Source organism: Pseudomonas sp. NPDC077186, from assembly GCF_044543505.1.
GTDB lineage: Bacteria > Pseudomonadota > Gammaproteobacteria > Pseudomonadales > Pseudomonadaceae > Aquipseudomonas.
Genome location: NZ_JBITWE010000003.1, coordinates 217371 through 242407, shown reverse-complemented (window position 1 = coordinate 242407; position 25037 = coordinate 217371). Strand labels below are relative to the sequence as shown.

Below are 25037 nucleotides of genomic sequence, written 5' to 3'. Positions count from 1 at the left end.
GCCCGGGAGCCGGCATGTCGCCCGTCATCACCCCCTTCTTCGATCCCGCCACCTTCACCTACAGCTATGTGGTCGCCGACCCGCTCAGCCGGCGCTGCGCCATCGTCGATTCGGTGCTGGATTACGACCCGGCCGCCGGGCGCACCTCGCCTGCCGGCGCCGCCCGCATCGTCGCCCACGTGCGCGAGCAGGGCCTGACGGTGGACTGGCTGCTGGAAACCCATGTGCACGCCGACCACCTGTCGGCCGCGCCCTACCTGCAGCGCGAGTTGGGCGGCCGGCTGGCCATCGGCGAGCGCATCACCCAGGTGCAGAACACCTTCGGCCAGCTGTTCAACGCCGGCCGCGAGTTCGCCACCGACGGTTCCCAGTTCGACCGCCTGCTGGGCGACGGCGAGCGCTTCCGGATCGGCGCCATCGAGGCCTGCGCCCTGCACACCCCGGGGCACACGCCGGCCTGCATGAGCTACGTGATCGGCGACGCCGCCTTCGTCGGCGACACCCTGTTCATGCCGGACTACGGCACGGCGCGCTGCGATTTCCCCGGCGGCGATGCGCGCAGCCTGTACCGTTCGATCCGCCGCCTGTTCGCGCTGCCGGACGCCACCCGGCTGTTTCTCTGCCACGACTACAAGGCGCCGGGGCGCGCCGATTTCTGCTGCGAGACCACGGTGGCCGAGCAGCGCGCGCACAACCTGCACGTGCGCGAGGGCATCGGCGAGGACGCCTTCGTCGCCATGCGCCAGGCGCGCGATGCCACGCTGGAGATGCCGGCGCTGATGCTGCCGGCGGTGCAGGTCAATATGCGCGCCGGGCAGCTGCCGCCGGCCGAGGACAACGGTGTGCGCTACCTGAAGATTCCCCTGGACCGCCTATGAAAGCCTCGTCGCTGCGCCGCTGGCTGCCCTGGCTGGAGTGGGGCCGGCACTACGACCGGCAGACCGCGGCCGGCGATGCCCTGGCGGCGCTGATCGTCACCCTGCTGCTGATTCCGCAGAGCCTGGCCTACGCCATGCTCGCCGGCCTGCCGCCGGCCGCCGGGCTCTATGCCAGCATGCTGCCGCTGCTGGCCTACGCCTTGTTCGGCAGCAGCCGCAGCCTGGCCGTGGGCCCGGTGGCGGTGGTCTCGCTGATGACCGCGGCGGCCCTGCAGCCGCTGTTTCCCGCCGGCAGCGCCGAGTACGCCGGCGCCGCCCTGCTGCTGGCGCTGCTGTCCGGCGCGCTGCTCTGCGGCATGGCGCTGCTGCGCCTGGGCTTTATCGCCAACTTCCTCAGCCACCCGGTGATCTCCGGCTTTATCAGCGGCGCCGCGCTGCTGATCGTCCTCGGTCAACTGGCGCCGCTGCTCGGCATCGCCGCCGCCGGCGCCACCCTGGCTCAGCTGCTGCCGGCGCTGGCGCGGGGCCTGCCGGCCAGTCACGGGCCGACCCTGCTGCTCGGCCTCGGCTGCCTGGGGCTGCTGTTCTGGGCGCGGCGCGGCTTGCCGCCGCTGTTGCGCCGCTGCGGCCTGGACCAGGCCTGGGCCGGCAACCTGAGCCGGGCGGTGCCGGTGCTGGCGATGATCCTGGCCACCGGCGCGGTGTGGCTGTGGCAACTGGATGAGCGCGGCGTGCGGGTGGTCGGCAGCATCGCCGCCGGCCTGCCGCTACCGAGCCTGCCGCCGCTGGATTTCGAGCTGGCGCGGCAGCTGCTGCCGGCGGCGCTGCTGATCAGCCTGGTGGGTTTCGTCGAATCGATGGCGGTGGCGCAGACCCTGGCGGCCAGGCGGCGCCAGCGCATCGAGCCGGACAGCGAGCTGCTCGGCCTCGGCGCGGCCAACCTGGCGGCGGCCTGCAGCGGCGGCCTGCCGGTGACCGGCGGCATCGCCCGTTCCCAGGTCAACTTCGAGGCCGGCGCGCGCACGCCCATGGCCGGGGTGTTCAGCGCCGTCGGCATCGCCCTCGGCGCGCTGCTGCTGGCGCCGCTGCTGCAGCGGCTGCCACAGGCGGCGCTGGCGGCGATCATCGTCGTCGCGGTGTGGGGGCTGATCGACCTGCGCGGGCTGGCGCGCACCTGGCGCTATTCGCGGCAGGACGGCGCGGCGCAGGCGGCGACCCTGGCCGCGGTGCTGCTGCTCGGCGTCGAGACCGGCATCGTCCTCGGCGTCGGCCTGTCGCTGCTGCTGTTTCTCTGGCGCACCAGCCGCCCGCATATGGCGGTGGTCGGCCAGGTGCCGGGCAGCGAGCACTTTCGCAACGTCGAGCGTTTCCAGGTGATCGAGAGCCCCAGCGTGCTGTCGCTGCGGGTCGACGAGAGCCTGTACTTTCCCAATGCGCGCTATCTCGAGGACCGCGTCGCCGCGCTGGTCGCCGCGCGGCCGCAGGTGCGTCACCTGGTGCTGATGTGCCCGGGGATCAACCTGATCGACGCCAGCGCCCTGGAGTCGCTGGAGGCCATCGCCGAGCGCCTGCGCGCCGCCGGGGTGCAGCTGCACCTGTCGGAGGTCAAGGGGCCGGTGATGGACCAGCTCGGCCGTTCGGACTTTCTCCAGCGGTTCGGCGGCCAGGTGTTCGTCAGCCACTACCAGGCGCTGCGCCAGCTGGACCCACTGAGCACCCGGCGGGCGTTGCAGGCGGGCCGTTGAGCGCGGCCCGCCCGAAACTTCAGCGCCCTTGCGGCGCCGGCTGCTGCTGGGTGATGCAGTGGATATTGCCGCCGCCGAGGAGGATCTCGCGGCCGGGCACCATCACCACGCGGTGGGCGGGGAAGAGCTTTTCCAGGATGGCGCGGGCCTCGGCGTCCTTGGCGTCGTCGAAGCTCGGCGCGACGATGCCGCCGTTGACGATCAGGAAGTTGACGTAGGAGCCGGCCAGGCGGATCGACGGATCGCGCGCCTGGCTGCCCTCGGCGGCGTCGACGCCGGCGCATTCTTCCTCAGTGGCGTGGATCGGTCCGGGGATCGGCATCTTGTGCACGATCAGCTGGCGGCCCTTGGCGTCGCGCGCGCCTTCCAGCACGCGCATGGCGGCCTGGCAGCGCGGGTAGTTGGGATCGTTCTGATCGTCGGTCCAGGCCAGCAGCACCTCGCCGGGGCGCACGTAGCAGCAGAAGTTGTCGACGTGGCCGTCGGTCTCGTCGTTGTACAGGCCGTCCGGCAGCCAGATCACCGTATCGATGGCCAGCTGCTCGCGCAGCACCGCCTCGATCTGCTCGCGGGACAGGTGCGGGTTGCGGTTCTGGTTGAGCAGGCATTCCTCGGTGGTGATCAGGGTGCCTTCGCCGTCGACGTGGATCGAGCCGCCTTCGAGCACGAAGCCTTCGGTGCGGTAGCGCGGGCAGCGTTCGATCTCGAGGATCTTGCGCGCCACCTGGTCGTCGCGCTGCCAGGGCCAGTACAGGCCGCCGTCGAAGCCGCCCCAGGCGTTGAAGGTCCAGTCCACGCCGCGCACTTCGCCGGCGGCGTCGGTGACGAAGGTCGGCCCGGTGTCGCGCACCCAGGCGTCGTCCGTGCTGATTTCCACCAGGCGGATGCGCGCGTGATCCAGGCGCGCGCGGGCGTTGTCGTACTGGCCGGCGGACACGCAGACGGTCACCGGCTCGAACTCGGCGATGGCGCGGGCCACCGCGGCGAAGGCGGCCTGCGCCGGCTTGCCGCCGAGGCGCCAGTTGTCCGGGCGCTCGGGCCAGACCATCCAGGTCTGGCTGTGGGGTTCCCATTCGGCCGGCATGCGGAAACCGTCGGCGCGTGGAGTGGTGTTCAGGGTGGTCATAATGGCTACCGGGGGCTGTGGTTCGGGCTCCCTCTCCCGCTTGCGGGAGAGGGTCGGGGAGAGGGTGGTTGAGACCTGGCCCTCTCCCCCAGCCCCTCTCTCATAAATGGGAGAGGGGGGTTAGGGCGTTTACGCCGACGGCAGCTCGCCGTCGAGGGTCGCCAGCGGCCAGTATAGGTTCGGTCGGCGGTCGCGGAACACGCCCCAGGCGCTGCGCACCTTCTCCAGTTCGGTCAGGTCGAAACTGTGCACCAGCACGCCTTCCTCGTTCTGATCCAACTCCTCGACCTTCTCGCCGAACTGGTTGGCGATAAAGGAACTGCCGTAGAAGCTGATGGCGTAGCCGTCCTGTTCCTCGCGGCCGATGCGGTTGCTGGCCACCAGCGGCATCAGGTTGGCGCCGGCGTGGCCCTGCTGCACGCGCTGCCAGTGCTCGCGCGAGTTGATGGCCGGGTCGTGCGGCTCGCTGCCGATGGCGGTGGGGTAGAAGAGGATCTCCGCGCCCATCAGCGCCATGCTGCGCGCGCATTCGGGGAACCACTGGTCCCAGCAGATGCCGACGCCGATCCTGGCGTAGGCGGTGTCCCACACCTTGAAGCCACTGTCGCCCGGGTTGAAATAGTACTTCTCGTGGTAGCCGGGGCCGTCGGGGATATGGCTTTTCCGATAAATCCCGAGGTTGCTGCCGTCGGCGTCGATGATCGCGATGCTGTTGAAACGGGCGCGGCCGGCGCGCTCGAAGAAGCTGATCGGCAGCACCACTCGCAGTTCCGCGGCGACCTGCTGGAAGTGCAGGATCGCCGGGTTCTCCTCCACCGGGGTGGCCAGCTGGGTGTAGTCGGCATTGGGCTTCTGGCAGAAGTAGGGGGTCTCGAACAGCTCCTGGATCAGGATGATCTGCGCACCCCGGGCGGCGGCCTGGCGCACCAGCTTCTCGGCGTTGGCGATATTGCCGGCGACATCCCAGGAGCAGGCCATCTGGGTCGCGGCGACGGTGACGATACGGGACATACAGCACCTCTTGGACGTGTGGACAGGCGTCTCCGCGCTCGCGGAGGCCTGTTCGGGAAGCCATGCAAGGACATCGGTCATGGCGAGATGTTCGATTTATATCCGATAAAAATCGAATTTAGAAGATGCTGGCGGGATTAAACCGAAAATATTTCGGATTTTTATCGAATAAATATCCGGCACGCTGAGTCTTGCTTGGGCCCGCATGGGGTAGGCGCGGATTTATCCGCGAGAAGGGCCGAGCGCCGGACCAGGGTCCTTCGCGAATAAATTCGCTGCTACAGCGCTGTGGGCGGCGCCGGCGCACCCAAGGTGTCGGCGGTGCGCGCGGCCTAGGTGGTCCCGCGACACCCTACGCCAGCGGCGCGGGGCGTTTCGGCAGGGCGGCGGGCAGGTACAGGCCGAGGTAGGCGTCGAACACGCGCATGCCTTCCTCGGCCAGGCGCGGAGTGATGGCGCCGTGCAGCTGCACCGAGCGGGCGTAGACGCGGTCGCCCAGCTCCATGGCCAGGGCGAACACCTCGATATCGTCCGGCAACTGCGGCAGGGGGAAGTGGCGGTCGAACAGCGCCTGCATCAGCCGGCCCAGTTCCACATCGTGCTGGCGGTCGGCCTGGGTCACCTCGGCCAGGCCGTGCTGGGCGAGGATCAGCTGGCGCGCGGCGGCATCCTGGGCGTAGATCGCCAGCATGCGCTGCTCGACGATGCGCGACAGGTCGTGCCAGCTGCCCAGCGCGGCGTGTTCCACCGGCTGCTGCAGGCAGGCGCGGAAGGCGGCGTGGACGTCGGCGGTGAGGCCTTCGAGCAGCGCCGGCACGCTGGCGAAGAAGTGGTAGACCGAGGACGGCGGAATCGCCGCACGCTCGGCCACGGCATAGATCGACAGGTTGGCCACGCCCTGTTCGGCCAGCAGCTCGCGCGCGGCCTGGAGGATCACGGCGATCCGCGCCTGGCTGCTGGCGCGCAGTTTGCGGGGGCTGGCGGGGCGCGACATGACGAACTCCGGGGTCGAGGAGGCGCTATTGGATGCCAGGCGGTGCTGCCGAGGCAAGCCGTTCGCGGCAGCAATGTGCGTCACTCGAGCCGCGGTTGTGCCTGGCTCCGGCGTCAGCCCTTCAACTGCCGGCGCGAAAGCGCTGCCAGACCCGGTCGCGCACTTTGGCGTGCTTCTCCGGCAGCACCTCCACGGCGTGCAGGCGGCGCTTGGTGTCCTGGTCCGGGTAGAGCCCGGGCTGATTGAGCAGGGCGGCGTCGAGGAACTGCGCGGAGTCGGCGTTGCCGTTGGGGTAGAGGGTCTCGGCGGTGATCAGTGCGGCCACCTGCGGCTGCATCAGGTAGTCGATGAACCTGTGCGCTAGGTCGGCGCGGCGTGCGCTGCTGGGAATCACCAGGTTGTCGATAAACAGCACCGAACCTTCCTCGGGCACCAGGAAACGCACCGGCTGGCCGGCATCGGCGGCGGCCAGGGCATCGCCGACCCAGGCCATGGCCAGGCACAGACGGCCATGGTTGAGGTCGTCGATATAGCGTTCGCTGTCGACGTAGCGCAGGTGCGGGCGCAGGTTCTCGAGCAGGTTTCCGGCGCGTTCGATGCGGCTCGGTGCGCTGCGTGCCAGGCTGCGGCCCTGGTAGTTGAGCAGCAGCGCCAGGGTCTCGTCGGGCGCGTCCAGCACGCTGATGCCGCAGCTGGCCAGGCGCGCGCTCTGCGCGGCGTCGAACAGCAGGCTCCAGCTGTCCGGCAGCGGCCCGCCATAGGCGGCCTCGGCCTGCGGCACGTTGATCGCCAGGCCGACCGCGCCCCACAGGTAGGGCACGGCGTGACGGTTCTGCGGGTCGACCGCGGCCAGCTTGCTCAGCAGCTGCTTGTCCAGGTGCTTGCGGTTGGGCAACAGGCGCAGGTCCAGCGGCTGGAGGCCGCCGGTGGCGATCAGCGCCGGCAGGTCGTTGTGCGAGGGCACCGCGACGTCGATGGGCTCGCCGCTGGCCAGGGCGTCGGCCAGCTCCTCGGCGCTGCTGAAAGTGCGGTACTCCACGGCGATGCCGGTATCGCGGGTAAAACTCTCCAGCACTTGCGGGGCGATGTAGTCGTTCCAGTTGTAGACGCGGATGCTGTCGGCGGCAACCGTCAGTCCAGGGGCGAGGGCCAGCAGTAGCGGAGCGAGAACGCGGAACATGACGACCTCCTCGAGGCATGGCTTCGCCGGTCCGCGCAGCGTGGGCGGCTCGGCAGAGCGTGAGTGGCAGATAGAACGACGCCGGCACTGGGGCCGGCGTCGGGCATTGCGTCAAACGGTATGCAGGTACCAGTTGTATTCCAGGTCGGAGATAGTGGTCTCGAACTCCTGCAGCTCGGCTTCCTTGCAGGCGACGAAGATGTCGATGTAGTCCGGGCTGATGTACTTGTTCAGCACCTCACTGTCGTCCAGCTCGCGCAGCGCGTCGCGCAGGTTGTTCGGCAGGCTGGGTTCCAGCTGTTCGTAGGCGTTGCCTTCGATCGGCTCGCCCGGCTCGATCTGGTTGGTCAGGCCATGGTGGATGCCGGCGAGGATCGAGGCCAGCATCAGGTAGGGGTTGGCGTCGGCGCCGGCCACCCGGTGTTCGATGCGCACGGCGTCGGCGCTGCCGGTGGGCACGCGCACGGCCACGGTGCGGTTGTCCAGCGCCCAGCTCGGCGCGTTGGGCACGTAGAACTGCGCGCCGAAGCGGCGGTAGGAGTTCACGTTGGGGCAGAGGAAGGCCATGCTCGCGGCCATGGTGTCGAGAATGCCGCCGATGGCGTGGCGCAGCGGCTGGTTCTGCAGCGGGTCGTCGGAGGCGAAGATGTTCTTGCCGGTCTTCTTGTCCAGCAGCGAGATGTGCACGTGCAGGCCGTTGCCGGCCTGGCCCGGGTAGGGCTTGGCCATAAAGGTGCTGTCCATCTCGTGGTCGTAGGCGATGTTCTTGATCAGGCGCTTGAGCAGCAGCGCGTAGTCGCAGGCCTTGATGGCGTCCTCGACGTGGTGCAGGTTGACCTCGAACTGCGCCGGGGCGCTTTCCTTGACGATGGCGTCGGCCGGGATGCCCTGTTCCTTGGCGGCTTCGAGCATGTCCTGCAGGCAGTCGACGTATTCGTCGAGGTCGTCGATCAGGTACACCTGGGTCGAATGCGGGCGCTTGCCGGAAATCGGCGAGCGCGGCGGTTGCGGCCGGCCGTTCACGTTCTCCTGGTCGATCAGGTAGAACTCCAGTTCGAAGGCGGCGCAGATCTTCAGGCCCATGTCGTCGAACTTCTGCACCACCTGGCGCAGCACTTCGCGCGGGTCGGCGAAGAAGGGGGTGCCATCCAGTTCGTGCATGGTCATCAGCAGCTGCGCGGTGGGGCGCTTCTGCCAGGGTTCGTTACACAGGGTGCTGGGGATGGGGAAGCAGATGCGGTCGGCATCGCCGATGTCCAGGCCCAGGCCGGTGCTCTCCACGGTGGCGCCATTGATGTCGAGGGCGAACAGAGACGCCGGCAGGTTGATGCCTTTCTCGTACACCTTGTGCAGGGCGTTACGGTCGATGCGCTTGCCGCGCACCACGCCATTCATATCTGCAATAAGAAGGTCGACGAACAGGACCTCAGGATGTTCCTTAAGGAACGCGTTCGCTTCGTTAAGCTGAACGGCACGCGGGGGTACCGACATGATGCAACACCTTTATTGTTAAAAATATCAATCATGCAACTGCATGGGTGTGAGTCAATCGGAAACACCCATGGCTGTCAAGAGAGCCCTATGATGCCCTAAAAGAGGGCTGTACGGCCAGTTTTGGGGCGTTTCAGGGCATTGCGCCCGGCTGAAACGCCTGGCCCGCCGGGGTGCTCAGTCGGGTGTGTTCAATTTTTTACAGAGCTATTGTGTAATAAAATGAACAAGGCTAAGCTCGGCTCAAACCCATAACAGCAATAAAACGGGTGTCCCATGTCTCGCCTGCCGATAGTCGGCGTCAGTGCCTGCACCAAGCAGATCGGTCACAACCTCTATCACACCGCGGGTGACAAGTACCTGCAGGCCGTTGTGTACGCCGCCGGCGGCATGCCGATCATTATCCCGGCCCTGGGCGACTCGCTCGATCAGGAGCGCCTGCTGGACATGCTCGACGGCCTGGTCTTTCCCGGTTCGCCGTCCAATGTCGAGCCCCATCACTACAGCGGCCCGGCCAGCGAGCCCGGCACCCTGCACGATGCGGCCCGCGACAGCACCACCCTTCCCTTGATTAAAGCAGCAATTGCCCGGGGCATTCCGTTGCTCGGCATCTGCCGCGGCTTTCAGGAGATGAACGTGGCCTTCGGCGGCACCCTGCACCAGAAGGTGCAGGAAGTCGCAGGCTATATGGACCACCGCGAGCCCGAAGGGCTGCCGGCGGATCAGCAATACGGCCTGCGCCACCTGCTGCAGGTGCAGCCGGGCGGGCTGCTCGACGGCATCGGCTTGCCGAGCGAGTTCCTTATCAATTCCATTCATGGCCAGGGCGTTGAGCGTCTGGCGCCGGGCCTTCGCGTAGAAGCACTGGCGCCTGACGGGTTGATCGAAGCCTTCTCCGTCGAGGGTGCCAAAAGCTTTGCCTTGGGGGTGCAATGGCACCCCGAATGGCAGGTACGATCCAACCCGAATTATCTCGCCATCTTCCAGGCCTTTGGTGAGGCTTGCAGGGAGAGGGCGGGGCAACGCTGAACCGACTATATCTAGTCGGATTCTCCAACCCTGAGGTCTCTATGAGTACCAAGCTAGACCAGCTCACGAGCTGGCTGAAAGAACGCAAAATCACCGAAGTCGAATGCCTGGTCAGCGACCTGACCGGCATTGCCCGCGGCAAGATCTCGCCGACCAACAAGTTCCTCGACGAGAAGGGCATGCGCCTCCCCGAGAGCGTGCTGCTGCAGACCGTCACCGGCGACTACGTCGAGGACGACATCTATTACGAGCTGCTCGACGAGGCGGACATCGACATGTTCTGCCGCCCCGACGAGAACGCCGTGTTCCTCGTGCCCTGGGCCATCGAGCCGACCGCAATGGTGATCCACGACACCTTCGACAAGCAGGGCAACCCGATCGAGCTGTCTCCGCGCAACATCCTCAAGAACGTGCTCAAGCTCTATGCCGACAAGGGCTGGCGGCCGATCGTCGCGCCGGAGATGGAGTTCTACCTGACCAAGCGCAACAGCGACCCGGACTTCCCCCTGGTGGCGCCGATGGGCCGCTCCGGGCGCCCGGAAGTGGGCCGGCAGTCGTTCTCCATCGACGCCGCCAACGAATTCGATCCGCTGTTCGAGGACGTCTACGATTGGTGCGAGCTGCAGGATCTGGATCTCGACACGCTGATCCACGAAGACGGCCCGGCGCAGATGGAAATCAACTTCCGTCACGGCGAGGCCCTGCACCTGGCCGACCAGATCACCGTGTTCAAGCGCACCATGCGCGAGGCCGCGCTCAAGCACGACGTGGCGGCGACCTTCATGGCCAAGCCGATCACCGACCAGCCGGGCAGCGCCATGCACATCCACCAGAGCGTGGTGGACATCAAGACCGGCAAGAACATCTTCTCCAACGACGACGGCAGCATGAGCGAGCTGTTCATGCAGCACATCGGCGGCCTGCAGAAGTACATCCCCGAGGTGCTGCCGCTGTTCGCGCCGAACGTCAACTCGTTCCGCCGCTTCCTGCCCGATACCTCGGCGCCGGTCAACGTCGAGTGGGGCGAGGAGAACCGCACCGTGGGCCTGCGCGTGCCGGAAGCCGGGCCGCAGAACCGCCGGGTGGAGAATCGCCTGGCCGGCGCCGACGCCAACCCCTATCTGGTGCTGGCCGCCTCCCTGCTGTGCGGCTACATCGGCATGGTCGAGGGCATCAAGCCCAGCGCGCCGGTCAAGGGCCGCGGCTACGAGCGGCGCAACCTGCGCCTGCCGCTGACCATCGAGGCGGCGCTGGAGCGCATGGAGGCGTGCAAGGCCGCCGAGAAGTACCTGGGCGAGAAGTTCATGCGCGGCTATGTCGCGGTGAAACGCGCCGAGCACGAGAACTTCAAGCGCGTGATCAGTTCCTGGGAGCGCGAGTTCCTGCTGCTGTCGGTGTAGTTTCCCGGCGCTTCTCAGGCCTCTGTGGGAGGGGCTTCAGCCGCGACAATCGCCGCTGAAGCGCCTCCCACGAGGAATGGGCAGCCCACAGATAAGGTGTTGGTAATGAGCAAGCACGTGAACAACCCGAAAACCGCCCAGTGGCAGGCCATGAGCCGCGCCCATCACCTGGCGCCGTTCAGCGACTACAAACAGCTGGCCGAGAAGGGCCCGCGCATCATCACCGAGGCCAAGGGCGTGTACCTGTGGGATAGCGAGGGCCACAAGATCCTCGACGGCATGGCCGGGCTCTGGTGCGTGGCCGTCGGCTACGGCCGTGAGGAGCTGGTCGAGGCGGCGGCGACGCAGATGCGCCAGCTGCCGTTCTACAACACCTTCTTCCAGACCGCCCACCCGCCGGTGCTGGAACTGGCCCAGGCCATCGCCGAACTGGCCCCGCCCGGCATGAACCACCTGTTCTTCACTGGTTCCGGCTCGGAGGGCAACGACACCATGCTGCGCCTGGTGCGCCACTACTGGGCGTGCCAGGGCCAGCCGAACAAGAAGATCATCATCGCCCGCGAGAACGGCTACCACGGCTCCACCGTGGCCGGTGCCAGCCTCGGCGGGATGAAGGGCATGCACGAGCAGGGCGACCTGCCGATCCCCGGCATCACTCATATCCCGCAGCCCTACTGGTTCGGCGAGGGTGGCGACAAGTCGCCGGAGGAGTTCGGCCTGTGGGCCGCCGACCAGCTGGAGGCGAAGATTCTCGAGCTGGGCGTGGAGAATGTCGCGGCCTTTATCGCCGAGCCGATCCAGGGCGCCGGCGGCGTGATCATTCCGCCCGAGAGCTACTGGCCGCGGATCAAGGAGATCCTCGCCAAGTACGACATCCTGTTCGTCGCCGACGAGGTGATCTGCGGTTTCGGCCGTACCGGCCAGTGGTTCGGCAGCGACTACTACGGGCTCAAGCCCGACCTGATGACCATCGCCAAGGGCCTGACCTCGGGCTACGTGCCCATGGGCGGACTGATCGTCGGCGACAAGGTGTTCGACGCCATCGAGGCGCACGGCGACTTCAACCACGGTTTCACCTATTCCGGCCACCCGGTGGCGGCGGCGGTGGGCCTGGAGAACCTGCGCATCCTCAAGGAGGAGGGCATAGTCGAGCGGGTCAGGGCGGAAACGGCACCCTATTTGCAGAGTCGTCTGCGCGAGCTGGCCGAGCATCCGCTGGTGGGCGAGGTGCGCGGCGTCGGCATGCTCGGCGCCATCGAGTTGGTGCGGGACAAGGCCACGCGCACGCGCTACCCGGATGAGGTGGCGGCGGGCATGGTCTGCCGCGGACACTGCTTTACTAATGGTCTGATCATGCGCGCCGTGGGCGACACCATGATCATCGCGCCACCGCTGGTGATCAGCCGTGCGGAGATCGACGAACTGGTGGAGAAGGCGCGCAAGTGCCTGGACCTGACCCTGCGTGACCTGTCGGCCTGAGTGGCCGATGGCCACGGAAAGTTGTCAGCGGTGCCATGACCTTGCCAGACTGCGCCAGTGCGTTGGCCAGCCTCACCGGAAGGGCCTGCGCACCTTCCGGAATACCGACACAACAACAGGAGCTGTACGCATGAAAACATTCGGCAAAACCCTTCTAGCGTTGTCCCTGGCCGCCGCCGTGGCCGGCACCGCTCAGGCCGATGACAAGGTGCTGCACGTTTACAACTGGTCCGACTACATCGCCGAGGACACTCTGGACAACTTCCAGAAGGAAACCGGCATCAAGGTGGTCTACGACGTCTTCGACAGCAACGAAGTGCTGGAAGCCAAGCTGCTCTCCGGCGGCTCGGGCTACGACGTGGTGGTGCCGTCCAACCAGTTCCTCGCCAAGCAGATCAAGGCCGGCGTATTCCAGAAGCTGGACAAGTCCAAGCTGCCCAACTGGCAGAACCTCAACCCCGACCTGATGAAGGCGCTGGACAACGCCGACCCGGGCAACCAGTACGCCTTCCCCTACCTGTGGGGCACCACCGGTATCGGCTACAACCCGGAGAAGGTCAAGGCCGCCCTCGGCGTGGACACCATCGACTCCTGGGACGTGCTGTTCAAGCCGGAGAACATGGAGAAGCTGAAATCCTGTGGCGTGGCCATGCTCGACGCTCCGGACGAAGTCTATGCCGCCGCGCTGCACTACCAGGGCCTGAATCCCAACCCGACCAGCACCGACGACGTGGCCAAGGCCGAAGAGCTGCTGATGAAGGTGCGCCCGTACATCACCTACTTCCACAGCTCCAAGTACATCTCCGACCTGGCCAACGGCAACATCTGCGTGGCCCTGGGCTGGTCCGGCGACGTGTTCCAGGCGCAGGCCCGCGCCGAGGAAGCGAAGAACGGCGTGCCGGTGGCCTACGCCATTCCCAAGGAAGGCGCCGCCTCCTTCTTCGACATGATGGCCATCCCCGCCGATGCCAAGAACGTCGAAGCCGCGCACACCTTCCTCAACTACATCCTGACCCCGGAAGTGATCGCGCCGATCTCCAACTACGTCGCCTACCCCAATGGCAACGCCAAGGCCACGGAGCTGGTGGACGAGGAAATCCGCAACAACCCGGGCATCTACCCGACCGAGGAAGCCTCGAAGAAGCTCTACACCTTCTCCGAGCTGAGCCCCTCGGTGCAGCGCGCCATCACCCGCAGCTGGACCAAGGTCAAGTCCGGCCGCTAACGGCAGCAGCAACCCCCGTCTGCGGTGGGCATGCCCGCCGCAGACCCTAACAATAAAAGGAAGCTTGTATGCGTTGTTCGACCCTTGCGGCGGGCCGTCTGGCCGAGCCGATCGGAATGTCCCTGTGCGACCCGGCAGTCGTTTCCCGCGCGGGATAGCGCCCTGCGCGAAACGCTGAACAGGACGGATATTTCCGCTAAAGTGCCGGCCCTTTTTCGGGCGGCCCGATAGAAAGAGGATCTGCGTGTGCGAATTTCCTGCGGCAAGACCCTGATCACCAGTGCCCTGGCGCTGGGCCTGAATACCCTGGCCCAGGCGGCGGGGACGGTACACATCTACAACTGGAGCGACTACATCGGCGAGGACACCCTGGCCCAGTTCGAGGCGGCCACCGCCATCAAGCCGCTGTACGACGTGTTCGACTCCAACGAGACCCTCGAAGGCAAGCTGCTCGCCGGCCGCTCCGGCTACGACATCGTGGTGCCTTCCAACCATTTCCTCGGCAAGCAGATCAAGGCCGGCGCCTTCCAGAAGCTGGACAAGGCCAAGCTGCCGAACTGGAGCAACCTCGACCCGGCGCTGCTCAAGCAGCTGGAAACCAACGACCCCGGCAACCAGTACGCCGTGCCCTACCTGTGGGGCACCAACGGCATCGGCTACAACGTCGAGAAGGTCAAGGCGGTTCTGGGCGTCGAGCAGATCGACTCCTGGGCGGTGCTCTTCGAGCCGGAGAACATGGCCAAGCTCAGCCAGTGCGGCGTGGCCTTCCTCGATTCGGCCGACGAGATGATCCCCTCGGTGCTCAACTACCTGGGCCTCGACCCCAACAGCACCAATCCGGATGACTATGCCAAGGCCGAGGCCAAGCTGCTGGCGGTGCGTCCCCATGTCACCTACTTCCACAGCTCCAAGTACATCGGCGACCTGGCCAACGGCGAGATCTGCGTTGCCGCCGGCTTTTCCGGCGACATCCTGCAGGCCGCCGATCGCGCCGAGGAAGCCGGCAAGGGCATCGAGATCGCCTACAGCATTCCCAAGGAAGGCGGCAACCTGTGGTTCGACATGCTGGCCATTCCGGCCGACGCAGCGAACGTCGAGCAGGCCCATGCCTTTATCGATTTCCTCCTCCAGCCGCAGGTGATAGCCGAAGTCAGCGACTACGTCGGCTACGCCAACCCCAATACCCAGGCGGGCGCGCTGATGGACCAGGAGGTGCGCAACGACCCGTCCGTGTACCCGCCGCAGGCGGTACTGGACAAGCTGTTCATCTCGGCCGAATTGCCGGTCAAGGTGCAGCGCCTGATGACCCGTAGCTGGACCAAGATCAAGTCGGGTCAGTAATCCTTCTCGCCCGGCCGTGGGGGCCGGGCGCAATCTTCCGGGAGTTTTCCAATAATGGCTGTTGCCTCCAGCGCCTACAAAAAAGCCCTCGAGGGGGACCAGACACCGAAAGAGGTGCTGGTCAAGATCGATCGGGTGACCAAGAAGTTCGATGAGACCATCGCCGTCGACGACGTTTCGCTGACCATCAACAAGGGCGAGATCTTCGCCCTGCTCGGCGGCTCCGGCTCGGGCAAGTCGACCCTGCTGCGCATGCTCGCCGGCTTCGAGCGGCCCACCGAGGGACGCATCATCCTCGATGGCGTCGACATCACCGACATGCCGCCCTACCAGCGGCCGATCAACATGATGTTCCAGTCCTACGCGCTGTTCCCGCATATGAGCGTGGCCGACAACATCGCCTTCGGTCTCAAGCAGGACGGCCTGCCCAAGGCCGAGATCGAGGCGCGCGTGGCCGAGATGCTCAAGCTGGTACACATGACCCAGTACGCCAAGCGCAAGCCGCACCAGCTGTCCGGCGGCCAGCGTCAGCGCGTGGCCCTGGCCCGCTCGCTGGCCAAGCGCCCCAAGCTGCTGCTGCTCGACGAGCCCATGGGCGCGCTGGACAAGAAGCTGCGCTCGCAGATGCAGCTGGAGCTGGTGGAGATCATCGAGCGGGTCGGCGTGACCTGCGTGATGGTCACCCACGACCAGGAAGAGGCCATGACCATGGCCCAGCGCATCGCCATCATGCACCTCGGCTGGATCGCCCAGACCGGCAGCCCGGTGGACATCTACGAGACCCCGGCCAGCCGCCTGGTGTGCGAGTTCATCGGCAGCGTCAACCTGTTCGACGGGCAGATCAGCAGCGACGAGGCCGACCACGCCATCATCGACTGCCCGCAGCTGGACAAGCCGATCTACATCGGCCATGGCGTCACCACCCGCGCCGAGGAGAAGAAGGTCAGCTACGCCCTGCGTCCGGAAAAACTGCTGATGGCCAGCGAGCTGCCGGCCGATCACGAGCACCCCGAGTACAACTGGAGCCGCGGCCACGTGCACGACATCGCCTACCTCGGCGGCCACTCGGTGTACCACGTCAAACTCACCTCCGGGCAGATCGTGCAGTGCTTCATCGCCAACGCCGAGCGCCGCGGCAAGCGCCCGACCTGGGACGATCCGGTGGTGGTGTACTGGGAAGACGACAGCGGCGTGGTACTGCAATCATGAAACTGGCCAAACTCTCGCGCTACCTGCCCAAGGGGCGGCATGCCGTGATCGGCGTGCCCTTTCTCTGGTTGTTCCTGTTCTTCCTGCTGCCCTTCGTCATCGTGCTGAAGATCAGCTTCGCCGAAGCCGACGTGGCGATTCCGCCCTACACCGAGATCTACAGCTGGGCCAACAACCAGTTGCAGATCGTGCTGAACCTGGGCAACTACATCTTCCTCACCGAGGACGCGCTGTACCTGTCGGCCTACCTCGGCTCGCTGCAGGTCGCCTTGTTCAGCACCCTGCTGTGCCTGCTGATCGGTTATCCCATGGCCTACGCCATCGCCCGCGCGCCGAAGGAGCACCAGACGGTGCTGCTGCTGCTGATCATGATGCCGACCTGGACCGCGATCCTGATCCGCGTCTACGCCTGGATGGGCATTCTCGGCAACAACGGCCTGCTCAACAGCCTGCTGATGGGCATCGGTCTGATCGACACGCCGCTGCAGATCCTCAATACCAACGTGGCGGTCTATATCGGCGTGGTGTACTCGTATTTGCCATTCATGATCCTGCCGCTCTACGCCAACCTGGTGAAGCACGACCTCAGCCTGCTGGAGGCGGCGTCGGACCTGGGTTCGAGCAACTTCAACAACTTCTGGAAGATCACCGTGCCGCTGTCGAAGAACGGCATCATCGCCGGCTCCATGCTGGTGTTCATTCCGGTGGTCGGCGAATTCGTCATCCCCGAACTGCTCGGCGGCCCGGAGACCCTGATGATCGGCAAGGTGCTGTGGCAGGAGTTCTTCAACAACCGCGACTGGCCGGTGGCCTCGGCCCTGGCGGTGGTGATGCTGGCGATCCTGATCGTGCCCATCATCCTGTTCAACCGTAACCAAGCCAAAGAGCTGGAGGGGCGGCCATGATCCCCAATCGCAATGCCCCCAGCATTCTGTTCAACCGGCTTTCCAACCAGAAGCGGGGCGAAAGAACTGGAGGGGCGGCCATGACTCGTTCACTCACGATGAGCCCATCATTCTGTTCAACCGGCTTTTTAACCAGAAGCGTGGCCAAAGAACTGGAGGGTCGCCCATGAAGCGCTTCAGTTTCTCCAACATCATGCTCTGGGCGGGCCTGCTGTTCATCTACCTGCCCATGGTCATCCTGGTCATCTACTCGTTCAACGCCTCGCGCCTGGTGACGGTGTGGGGCGGCTGGTCGCTGAAGTGGTACGTCGGCCTGCTCGACAACACCCAGCTGATGAACTCGGTGATGCGCTCGCTGGAGATCGCCCTGTACACCGCCATCGCCGCGGTGGCGCTGGGCACCCTGGCGGCCTTCGTGCTGACCCGGGTGACCCACTTCAAGGGCCGCACCCTGTTCGGCGGCCTGGTCACCGCGCCGTTGGTGATGCCCGAGGTGATCACCGGTCTGTCGCTGCTGCTGCTGTTCGTGCTGATGGCGCAGCTGATCGGCTGGCCGGCGCAGCGCGGCATGACCACCATCTGGATCGCCCACACCACCTTCTGCTCGGCCTACGTGGCGGTGGTGGTGTCGGCGCGCCTGCGCGAGCTGGACCTGTCCATCGAGGAGGCGGCCATGGACCTGGGCGCCAAGCCGTGGAAGGTGTTCTTCCTGATCACCGTGCCGATGATCGCGCCGTCGCTGGCGGCGGGGGCGATGATGTCCTTCGCCCTGTCGCTGGACGACCTGGTGCTGGCCAGCTTCGTCTCCGGCCCCGGCTCCACCACCCTGCCGATGGAGATCTTCTCCGCCGTGCGCCTGGGGGTGAAACCGGAGATCAACGCGGTGGCCAGCCTGATCCTGCTGGCTGTGTCCTTCGCCACCTTCCTCGCCTGGTTCTTCGCCCAGCGCGCCGAGGAACGGCGCAAGAAGGCCCTGCAGCAGGCCATGGACGAGACCGTCTGGCAGCCGGCCGATAGCCGCAGCTAAACGACCGCTAGCGATAAAGAACGGGCCCGATGGGCCCGTTTTTTATGGCTGTGTCTGAGTGAGCTGTGGCCAGGCGCTCCGGGGCAGGCTCGGGGGCCTGGCGATCCGCCTTAGCCCAGGCTGATCAGCGTTGGTGGGCTGAAGCCCACCCTACGGGACTGCATTGCGGCGTAGCGCACCCGCTGCCGGATGTCGCGGGGCCGCCTTGCGCCAAGGCAAAAAAAGCCCGGCGCTAAGGCCGGGCGGAGTGGGTACACAAAGTACCAAAGTAGCAGCGTGGATACGGCCTAGCTCATGCCCAGCCAGTTCGGCAGGGCCAGGGACACGGCCGGGATGTAGGTGATCACCATAAGGAAGCCGATCAGCATCATCAGCCACGGCAGGGCGGCGCGGATCACGTGGGTCAGCGGCATGCCGGTCACCGCCGAGGTGACGAACAGGTTGAGCCCCACCGGTGGGGTGATCAGACCGATCTCCATGTTCACCACCATGATGATGCCCAGGTGGATCGGGTCGATGCCTAGCTGGATGGCGATGGGGAACAGGATCGGCGCGAGGATCAGGATGATCGCCGAGGGCTCCATGAAGGCGCCGGCGATCAGCAGCACGATGTTCACCACCAGCAGGAACTGCCAGGGCTGCAGGCCCAGGTCGACCACCCAGGCGGTGATGGTCTGCGGGATCTGCTCGGTGGTCAGCACGTGGGCGAAGAGCATGGCGTTGGCGATGATGAACATCAGCATGATGGTCAGCTTGCCGGACTCCAGCAGCACCTTCGGGCACTCGCGCCAGGTCAGGTCCTTGTAGATAAACAGGGCGACGAAGCCGGCATAGACCGCGGCCACCGCGGCCGCCTCGGTGGGGGTGAACATGCCGCTGTAGATACCGCCGAGGATGATCACCATCAGCGACAGGCCCCAGATCGCCTCGCGCGCCGAGCGCAGCCATTCGCGCAGGCTGGCGCGCGGCAGGGCCGGCAGCTTCTTGACCCTTGCGACTATGTAGATCGCCACCATCAGCGCCAGGCCGAGCATCACGCCCGGGATCACCCCGGCCATAAACAGCTTGCCCACCGACTGCTCGGTGGCGGCGGCGTACACCACCATGACGATCGACGGCGGAATCAGGATGCCCAGGGTGCCGGCGTTGCAGACGATGCCGGCGCCGAACGCCTGCGGGTAGCCGGAGCGCACCATGCCGGCGATGGCGATGGAGCCGACCGCGGCCACGGTGGCCGGCGACGAGCCGGACAGCGCGGCGAACAGCATGCACGCCAGCACCGCGCCGATGGCCAGGCCGCCGCGAATATGGCCGACGCAGGCGTTGGCGAAGTCGATCAGGCGCTTGGCCACGCCGCCGGTGGTCATGAAGGCGCCGGACAGCAGGAAGAACGGAATCGCCAGCAGGGTGTAGTGCTCGCTGGTCTCGAACAGCTTGATCGCCAGCGAACGCACCGAGTCGGGGCTGAACAGCATGATGGTGACCGAGCCGGCCAGGCCGAGCGAGGCGGCGATCGGCACGCCGATGAACATCAGCAGGAACAGCAGGAGGAAGAGGAACAGAACGGTCATTTCTTGGGCTCCTCGTGCTCATTGATCTTCAGGGCGTCGGCGGCTTCGTCGGCCAGGCCCAGGCCGGTCTGCTCGTTGCGCAGGATGCGCACGAAGATTTCCAGGAAGCGGACGAACACCATGGCGTAGCCGAAGGGCACGATCATCGCGATATGCCATTGGGCGATGCCGTAGTGGCCGAGGTCTTCGGCACCGATGCCGGCGATGAACAGGGTGCGTACCCAGTCGAAGCTGCCGACCGCGATCAGCCCGGCGTAGCCCAGGCAGCACAGGCAGGCGACTATGCCGATGGCGCGCTGCACCGGCCGGCTGGCCAGTTTGACCAGGGCGTCGACGCCGATATGGCCGGCGGTGCGCACGCCGTAGGCCAGGCCGAAGAAGATCAGCCAGCCGAACAGGGCCTTGGTCAGGGCGTTGCTCCAGGTCATCGCCTGGGCCATGTCGAGGATGGCGTCGCCGATACCGAGCAGAAACTCGTTGCCGCCGAAGCTGTCGCCCAGCCAGTAGAAAACGGTGTAGAGGTTGTTGAGGATCACGTAGACGAAGGTGATCAGCGTCATGGCCGCCAGGAGAAAGGCGATAAAGCCTTCCTCGAAGTGCTCCCAGACGCGCCGCAAGGCGTTCATGGTCGGTTCTCCCGAATGGAAAGGGCGTAGGGCGGGGCGGCCATGTGCGGCCGACCCACCGGTTGCAGCGTGGCGATGCCCAGTGGGCATCGCGGTGGGCTGGCGCTGGTCGCGGCGTCGCCCACCCTACGGCTCTCCGGCCTAAGAGCCAGTTTGTGATCTGCTGCGCGTCGGCCCTGCGGCGTTAAAAACAGGCTCGGAATGCTCATTTACAACTCGTAAACTCCGCTTCCTCGCCTGTTTTTGCCTTGCATGGCTCTAGCTCGCTAGATCGCAAACAGACTCTTACTGCTGGTTGGCGGCCTGAGCGGCTTTGATCAGGTCGGCACCGATCTCGCCTTCGAACTTCTTCCACACCGGCTGCATGGCGTCGCGCCACAGGGCACGCTGCTCCGGGGTCAGGGTGAGGATTTCGGTGGTGCCGGCCTCGAGGATGCGCTGCTTGTCGCCTTCGTTGAGGGCGTCGGCCTGCTTGTTCACCTCGACGGTGACCTCGGCCATGATCTTGCTCAGCTCGTCACGCACGTCCGCCGGCAGACCGTCCCAGAACTTGGTGTTGGTGATCACCATGTAGTCGAGCAGGCCGTGGTTGGACTCGGTGATGAACTTCTGCACCTCGTGCATCTTCTGGCTGTAGATGTTCGAGTAGGGGTTCTCGGCACCGTTGACCACGCCGGTCTGCAGGCCCTGATAGACCTCGGCGAAGCTCATCTTGCGCGGGTTGGCGCGCACCGCCTTGAACTGCTCTTCCAGCACCGCGGAAGCCTGTACGCGGAACTTCAGGCCGCGGGCATCCTTGGGCTCGAGCAGCGCCTTGTTGGCCGACAGCTGCTTGAGGCCGTTGTGCCAGTAGCCCAGGCCGGTGATGCCCTTGTCGGTCATGGAGGTCAGCAGCTTCTGGCCTTCCGGGCCCTTCTGGAAGCGGTCGACCGCGGCCATGTCGTCGAACAGGAACGGCAGGTCGAAGATCTGGATCTGCTTGGTGTAGTGCTCGAACTTGGCCAGCGACGGGGCGATGATCTGCACGTCGCCGAGCAGCAGCGCTTCCATTTCCTTGCCGTCGCCGAACAGCGAGGAGTTCGGGTAGACCTCCACGCGCACCTTGTCGCCCAGGCGCTCTTCGGCCAGTTGCTTGAACAGCAGCGCACCCTGACCTTTCGGGGTGTGCTCGGCAACCACGTGGGAGAACTTGATGACAATGGGGTCGGCGGCCTGGGCCATGCCGGCGATGGACAGGGACAGGGCGCAAGCCAGTGCCTTGGCAGTCAGTTTGAACATGCGGATGCTTCCTCTTGTTGTGTTTATCGCATTGGCGCCAGGGGCGCTGCTGACGAACGGACAAGAGCAAGTCTAGGCGGCTTGGGGGAAAACGCCGGCTGAGGGCAGCGAGGCCTGGACTTGTACTTGTGGGTTCGCTTGGGCATTGCCTAGAGCAACCCTTGTGCCAGGCTGCCGTAGGCGATCGCGCGGTAAGTCGGGGGGAAGGCGCCAGGGCCCGTGGTCAGGGGCCTGTCTGGCGTTGCGTGAGCGGCCGGCGCCGGCGGCCGGCGGCTGCAAATGGCGGTGGGCGAGGCTGGCGTTGGCGGTTTCTCGCCAGTCAGTCGAAGTCCTCTGGCGAGCTTCCGCCAGCGCCGGAGAAATGCAGGCCGTGCTTGCGTAATTTGTCGTGCAGGGTCTTGCGCGGCAGGCCGAGGGCCTCGGCCAGGCTGCGCAGCGAGCCGTGCGGGCGGCTGAGTTCGGCGGCGATCAGCGCCCGCTCGAAGGCTTCGACCTGTTCACCGAGGCCGCCGCTGACCGGCGGCAGGTTCGGCGCGTTGCTGTCCAGCGCCAGCTCCAGGCCGAGGGCGAAGCGCTCGGCGGCGTTCTGCAGCTCGCGCACGTTGCCCGGCCAGGGGTGGCGCAGCAGCAGGGCGCGCTGTCCCGGCTGCAGTTCGCGGGACGGCAGGCCGTGACGCGCGGCGGCGCCTTCGGCGAAGTGCTGGAACAGCAGCAGGGCATCCTCGCCGCGCTCGCGCAGCGGCGGGATGGACAGCGGCGCGACGTTCAGCCGGTAGTACAGGTCGGCGCGGAAGCGCCCGGCATCGGCGGCCTGGCGCAGGTCTTCCTTGGTCGCGGCGATCACCCGGATGTCCAGCGGGATCAGCTGGTTGCCGCCGAGGCGCTCGACCACCCGTTCCTGCAGCAGGCGCAGCAGCTTGACCTGCACGTCCAGGCTCATGCTCTCGATCTCGTCGAGAAACAGGGTGCCGCCATTGGCGAACTCGAACTTGCCGATGCGACGTTTCTGCGCGCCGGTGAAGGCGCCGGCCTCGTGGCCGAACAGCTCGCTTTCCACCACCGACTCGGCCAGGGCGCCGGCGTTGATGGCGACGAAGGGGCCGTCGCGGCGGCTGGACAGGTCGTGCAGGGCGCGCGCCACCACCTCCTTGCCGGCGCCGGTTTCACCGAGGATCAGCACGTCGGTGGCGATCCCGGCCAGGGCGCCGATCTGCTCGCGCAGGCGCTGCATCGCCGGCGACTGGCCGACCAGGCGTGCGGCCAGCTGCTGGCGATCGGCCAGGGCCAGGCGCAGGCTGCGGTTGTCCAGCACCAGGCGGCGCAGGTCGAGGGCGCGGCGCACGCTATCGAGCAGGTCGTCGTTGGCGAAGGGCTTTTCCAGGAAATCGTAGGCGCCGGCGCGCATCGCCTGCACCGCCAGCGGCACGTCGCCGTGGCCGGTGATCAGCAGCACCGGCAGCTCGGCGTCGCGCTCGCGCAGCTGTTCGAGCAACTCGAGGCCGTCGATGCCGGGCATGCGGATATCGCTGACCACCACCCCCGGCCAGCCGGACGGAATGCGCGCGGCCAGGCCCTGGGCGTCGCCCAGGCTGAGCACCTTGAGCCCGGCCAGGTCGAGGGTCTGGCTGAGCGCCTGACGCAGGTGGGCGTCGTCGTCGATCAGCAGGACCTGGATGCGGCTGTCGATGGCGCTGTCGCTGGTCATGGCGAGGGATCCTCCGGGGGTTGCAGGTTGACGCCGGGGCTGGCCAGACGCAGGCGCAGGGTGATCTGCGCGCCGCCGTCCGGGTGGTTGGCCAGCAACAGCTCGCCGCCCAGGGCGCGCATCAGGCTGTCGCAGATGGCCAGGCCCAGCCCCAGGCCCTGGGCGCTGGTCTTGGTGGTGAAGAAGGGCTCGCGGGCGCGGGCCAGGGATTCGGCGGAGAAGCCCGGGCCATTGTCGCGCAACAGCAGTTCGAGCTGGTCGTCCTGCTGCCTGGCGCTGATCCAGATGCGCCGCGGCGGCGCCTTGCCGGCGAGGGCGTCGAGGGCGTTGCCGAGCAGGTTGCCGAGCACCTGGCGCAGGCGCGTCTCGCCGGCCTGGACCCACAGAGTGGCGTCCGGCAGGTCGCGGATCAGCTCCACGTCCATGGCCCGGCGACGCTTGGCCAGCAGCGCCAGGGCATCGTCCAGCGCCGGCTGCAGGGCCACCCGCTCCGGGGCGTGGTGGTCGCGGCGGGCGAAGGCGCGCAGGTGGGCGATGATCGAGGCCATGCGCTCGGTCAATTCGCTGATCAGCTTGAGGTTGGCGCGGGCGTCCTCGCCGCGCTGGTGGTCGAGCAGGGTGGCGGCGTTCTCGGCGTAGCTGCGGATCGCCGCCAGCGGCTGGTTGAGCTCGTGGCTGATGCTCGCACTCATGGTGCCGAGGGCCGACAGCTTGCCGGCCTGGACCAGCTCGTCCTGGGCGCGCACCAGTTCCTGCTGGGCCTGTTCGCGTTCCAGCACCTCCTGCTTGAGGCGGCTGTTGAGCAACTCCAGGTCCTGGGTGCGCTCGGCCACGCGCTGCTCCAGTTCGGCCTTGGCGCGGCTGTCCAGGGCGATGCGTTCGAGGTAGTGGCGACGGCGCTGCATCAGCAGGCCGAGCAGCAGCAGCAGCGCCAGCAGCGCCGCGGCACCGACCGCCACGGCGCTGCGCACCGGGCGATCGAGGAGGAGGCGCGGGGCGAGGATGCTCACCGTCCAGCCGGTTTCCTCCAGCGCGCGGCTCTGCGTCAGCCAGGTGCCGGGGTCGAGGTTCAGCGCCGGCGGCGCTTGGGTCGGGTAGGGCTGGTTGGCGGCGATGGCGGCCTGCTCGACCCGGTCCAGCGGGCGGCTGGCGTGGAAGCGCCAGTCCGGGCGCGAGGTGAGGATCACCACGCCGTTGGTGTCGGTCACCAGCAGCTGTTCCGGGGTGTTGCCCCACAGGGTTTCGGTGTGGTCGAGGTCGACCTTGACCACCAGTGCGCCGATGTTGTGCCCCTCCTCACGCACCGCGTAGGCGAAGTAGTAACCGCGCTTGCCAGAGGTGGTGCCGAGGCCGAAGAAACGCCCCAGGCGGCCGGCCAGTGCCTCGCGGAAGTAGGGGCGGAAGGCGAAGTTGCCGGCGACGAAGCTGTCCGGCTTGTCCCAGTTGGAGGCGGCCAGGGTGACGCCGCGCGGGTTCATCAGGTAGATCACATCGGCACCGGTCTGCTCGCGCACCCGCGCCAGCAGGCGGTTGGCACCGTCCAGCGCGGCGGGGTCGTCGGGGGCGTGCAGGGCGGCGCGCAGGCCGGGCAGGTCGCCGAGGATCTGCGGCAGCACCTCGTAGCGACGCAGGGTGCCGAGCAGGTTGGCGACATAGAGGTCGAGGGTCTGCCGGTTCTGCTCGATCAGCACGCCGCGGTAGTAGCGCTCGGCCAGGTAATGCACCGGCCACAGCAGCGGCGCGAGCAGCAGCGCCAGCAGCAGCAGGCTGCGCCAGCGCGGGCGGCGAGGAGTGGTGGGGGTCGTGCTCATGGAAAA

Annotated in this window: 20 protein-coding genes; 10 read left to right on the top strand and 10 right to left on the bottom strand. The window is 66.6% G+C overall.

Annotation, left to right across the window (positions count from 1 at the left end; translation table 11 throughout):
• Positions 1-14 precede the first annotated feature (14 nt).
• Both ACIGKL_RS13050 and ACIGKL_RS13045 read left to right on the top strand, forming a co-directional pair.
• The gene (locus tag ACIGKL_RS13050) at positions 15-878 is read left to right on the top strand and encodes an MBL fold metallo-hydrolase (RefSeq protein ID WP_397487060.1); all 864 of its coding nucleotides are present in this window, start codon (positions 15-17) and stop codon (positions 876-878) included.
• On the top strand, positions 875-2623 hold the full coding sequence (locus tag ACIGKL_RS13045) for a SulP family inorganic anion transporter (RefSeq protein ID WP_397487059.1): 1749 nt from the start codon (positions 875-877) through the stop codon (positions 2621-2623). The genes ACIGKL_RS13050 and ACIGKL_RS13045 overlap by 4 nt, the downstream gene beginning before the upstream one ends.
• A gap of 19 nt (positions 2624-2642) precedes the next feature.
• Here the strand turns inward: ACIGKL_RS13045 and aguA are convergent, their stop codons facing one another.
• The 5 genes from aguA to ACIGKL_RS13020 form a co-directional block, all read right to left on the bottom strand.
• Positions 2643-3749: an agmatine deiminase gene (gene aguA, locus ACIGKL_RS13040; protein WP_397487058.1), complete on the bottom strand. Its 1107-nt coding sequence runs from the start codon at positions 3747-3749 to the stop codon at positions 2643-2645.
• A gap of 129 nt (positions 3750-3878) precedes the next feature.
• Entirely contained in the window at positions 3879-4760 is an 882-nt protein-coding gene (gene aguB / locus ACIGKL_RS13035) for an N-carbamoylputrescine amidase (protein ID WP_397487057.1), read from the bottom strand.
• A gap of 352 nt (positions 4761-5112) precedes the next feature.
• Entirely contained in the window at positions 5113-5754 is a 642-nt protein-coding gene (locus tag ACIGKL_RS13030; protein ID WP_397487056.1) for a TetR/AcrR family transcriptional regulator, read from the bottom strand.
• Positions 5755-5875: 121 nt separating this feature from the next.
• Positions 5876-6934, bottom strand: coding sequence for an extracellular solute-binding protein (locus tag ACIGKL_RS13025; protein ID WP_397487055.1), 1059 nt, complete (start codon positions 6932-6934; stop codon positions 5876-5878).
• A 111-nt stretch (positions 6935-7045) separates the two neighbouring features.
• On the bottom strand, positions 7046-8425 hold the full coding sequence (locus ACIGKL_RS13020; protein WP_397487054.1) for a glutamine synthetase family protein: 1380 nt from the start codon (positions 8423-8425) through the stop codon (positions 7046-7048).
• 276 nt (positions 8426-8701) lie between these two features.
• Here ACIGKL_RS13020 and ACIGKL_RS13015 point away from each other — a divergent pair, with 276 nt between their 5' ends.
• The 8 genes from ACIGKL_RS13015 to ACIGKL_RS12980 all read left to right on the top strand — a co-directional run bounded on the left by ACIGKL_RS13015 (position 8702) and on the right by ACIGKL_RS12980 (position 18040).
• Entirely contained in the window at positions 8702-9454 is a 753-nt protein-coding gene (locus tag ACIGKL_RS13015; RefSeq protein WP_397487053.1) for a gamma-glutamyl-gamma-aminobutyrate hydrolase family protein, read from the top strand.
• A 41-nt stretch (positions 9455-9495) separates the two neighbouring features.
• Positions 9496-10854 carry a glutamine synthetase family protein gene (locus ACIGKL_RS13010; protein WP_397487052.1) on the top strand — a complete coding sequence of 453 codons (1359 nt, stop codon included), beginning with the start codon at positions 9496-9498 and terminating at the stop codon, positions 10852-10854.
• A gap of 105 nt (positions 10855-10959) precedes the next feature.
• Positions 10960-12333, top strand: a complete 1374-nt coding sequence (locus ACIGKL_RS13005) for an aspartate aminotransferase family protein (protein ID WP_397487051.1) — start codon at positions 10960-10962, stop codon at positions 12331-12333.
• Positions 12334-12463: 130 nt separating this feature from the next.
• A complete protein-coding gene (locus tag ACIGKL_RS13000; protein WP_397487050.1) occupies positions 12464-13558 on the top strand; it encodes a polyamine ABC transporter substrate-binding protein in 1095 nt (364 codons plus the stop codon).
• 246 nt (positions 13559-13804) lie between these two features.
• Complete coding sequence (locus ACIGKL_RS12995; RefSeq protein WP_397487049.1) at positions 13805-14899, top strand: polyamine ABC transporter substrate-binding protein; 1095 nt, start codon at positions 13805-13807, stop codon at positions 14897-14899.
• 54 nt (positions 14900-14953) lie between these two features.
• Positions 14954-16108 (top strand): polyamine ABC transporter ATP-binding protein, encoded by a 1155-nt coding sequence (gene potA, locus ACIGKL_RS12990; protein WP_397487048.1) that lies wholly within the window; start codon positions 14954-14956, stop codon positions 16106-16108.
• A gap of 23 nt (positions 16109-16131) precedes the next feature.
• Positions 16132-17013: an ABC transporter permease subunit gene (locus ACIGKL_RS12985; RefSeq protein ID WP_397487466.1), complete on the top strand. Its 882-nt coding sequence runs from the start codon at positions 16132-16134 to the stop codon at positions 17011-17013.
• A gap of 166 nt (positions 17014-17179) precedes the next feature.
• On the top strand, positions 17180-18040 hold the full coding sequence (locus ACIGKL_RS12980; protein WP_397487047.1) for an ABC transporter permease subunit: 861 nt from the start codon (positions 17180-17182) through the stop codon (positions 18038-18040).
• 287 nt (positions 18041-18327) lie between these two features.
• Here ACIGKL_RS12980 and dctM read toward each other — a convergent pair whose 3' ends face one another.
• The 5 genes from dctM to ACIGKL_RS12955 form a co-directional block, all read right to left on the bottom strand.
• Positions 18328-19611 (bottom strand): C4-dicarboxylate TRAP transporter large permease protein DctM, encoded by a 1284-nt coding sequence (gene dctM, locus ACIGKL_RS12975; protein WP_397487046.1) that lies wholly within the window; start codon positions 19609-19611, stop codon positions 18328-18330.
• Positions 19608-20237 carry a TRAP transporter small permease gene (locus ACIGKL_RS12970; protein WP_397487045.1) on the bottom strand — a complete coding sequence of 210 codons (630 nt, stop codon included), beginning with the start codon at positions 20235-20237 and terminating at the stop codon, positions 19608-19610. Before ACIGKL_RS12970 ends, dctM begins: the two co-directional genes overlap by 4 nt.
• Before the next feature lie 285 nt (positions 20238-20522).
• Positions 20523-21515, bottom strand: coding sequence for a C4-dicarboxylate TRAP substrate-binding protein DctP (gene dctP, locus ACIGKL_RS12965; RefSeq protein WP_021442155.1), 993 nt, complete (start codon positions 21513-21515; stop codon positions 20523-20525).
• 319 nt (positions 21516-21834) lie between these two features.
• Entirely contained in the window at positions 21835-23220 is a 1386-nt protein-coding gene (locus tag ACIGKL_RS12960) for a sigma-54-dependent transcriptional regulator (RefSeq protein ID WP_397487044.1), read from the bottom strand.
• Positions 23217-25031: an ATP-binding protein gene (locus ACIGKL_RS12955; protein WP_397487043.1), complete on the bottom strand. Its 1815-nt coding sequence runs from the start codon at positions 25029-25031 to the stop codon at positions 23217-23219. The genes ACIGKL_RS12960 and ACIGKL_RS12955 overlap by 4 nt, the downstream gene beginning before the upstream one ends.
• Positions 25032-25037 lie beyond the last annotated feature (6 nt).

Coding starts and splice junctions, on each gene's coding strand:
- ACIGKL_RS13050 (WP_397487060.1), top strand. CDS start 15: ATGTCGCCCGTCATCACCCCCTTCTTCGATCCCGCCACCTTCACCTAC.
- ACIGKL_RS13045 (WP_397487059.1), top strand. CDS start 875: ATGAAAGCCTCGTCGCTGCGCCGCTGGCTGCCCTGGCTGGAGTGGGGC.
- aguA (WP_397487058.1), bottom strand. CDS start 3,749: ATGACCACCCTGAACACCACTCCACGCGCCGACGGTTTCCGCATGCCG.
- aguB (WP_397487057.1), bottom strand. CDS start 4,760: ATGTCCCGTATCGTCACCGTCGCCGCGACCCAGATGGCCTGCTCCTGG.
- ACIGKL_RS13030 (WP_397487056.1), bottom strand. CDS start 5,754: ATGTCGCGCCCCGCCAGCCCCCGCAAACTGCGCGCCAGCAGCCAGGCG.
- ACIGKL_RS13025 (WP_397487055.1), bottom strand. CDS start 6,934: ATGTTCCGCGTTCTCGCTCCGCTACTGCTGGCCCTCGCCCCTGGACTG.
- ACIGKL_RS13020 (WP_397487054.1), bottom strand. CDS start 8,425: ATGTCGGTACCCCCGCGTGCCGTTCAGCTTAACGAAGCGAACGCGTTC.
- ACIGKL_RS13015 (WP_397487053.1), top strand. CDS start 8,702: ATGTCTCGCCTGCCGATAGTCGGCGTCAGTGCCTGCACCAAGCAGATC.
- ACIGKL_RS13010 (WP_397487052.1), top strand. CDS start 9,496: ATGAGTACCAAGCTAGACCAGCTCACGAGCTGGCTGAAAGAACGCAAA.
- ACIGKL_RS13005 (WP_397487051.1), top strand. CDS start 10,960: ATGAGCAAGCACGTGAACAACCCGAAAACCGCCCAGTGGCAGGCCATG.
- ACIGKL_RS13000 (WP_397487050.1), top strand. CDS start 12,464: ATGAAAACATTCGGCAAAACCCTTCTAGCGTTGTCCCTGGCCGCCGCC.
- potA (WP_397487048.1), top strand. CDS start 14,954: ATGGCTGTTGCCTCCAGCGCCTACAAAAAAGCCCTCGAGGGGGACCAG.
- ACIGKL_RS12980 (WP_397487047.1), top strand. CDS start 17,180: ATGAAGCGCTTCAGTTTCTCCAACATCATGCTCTGGGCGGGCCTGCTG.
- dctM (WP_397487046.1), bottom strand. CDS start 19,611: ATGACCGTTCTGTTCCTCTTCCTCCTGCTGTTCCTGCTGATGTTCATC.
- ACIGKL_RS12970 (WP_397487045.1), bottom strand. CDS start 20,237: ATGAACGCCTTGCGGCGCGTCTGGGAGCACTTCGAGGAAGGCTTTATC.
- dctP (WP_021442155.1), bottom strand. CDS start 21,515: ATGTTCAAACTGACTGCCAAGGCACTGGCTTGCGCCCTGTCCCTGTCC.
- ACIGKL_RS12960 (WP_397487044.1), bottom strand. CDS start 23,220: ATGACCAGCGACAGCGCCATCGACAGCCGCATCCAGGTCCTGCTGATC.
- ACIGKL_RS12955 (WP_397487043.1), bottom strand. CDS start 25,031: ATGAGCACGACCCCCACCACTCCTCGCCGCCCGCGCTGGCGCAGCCTG.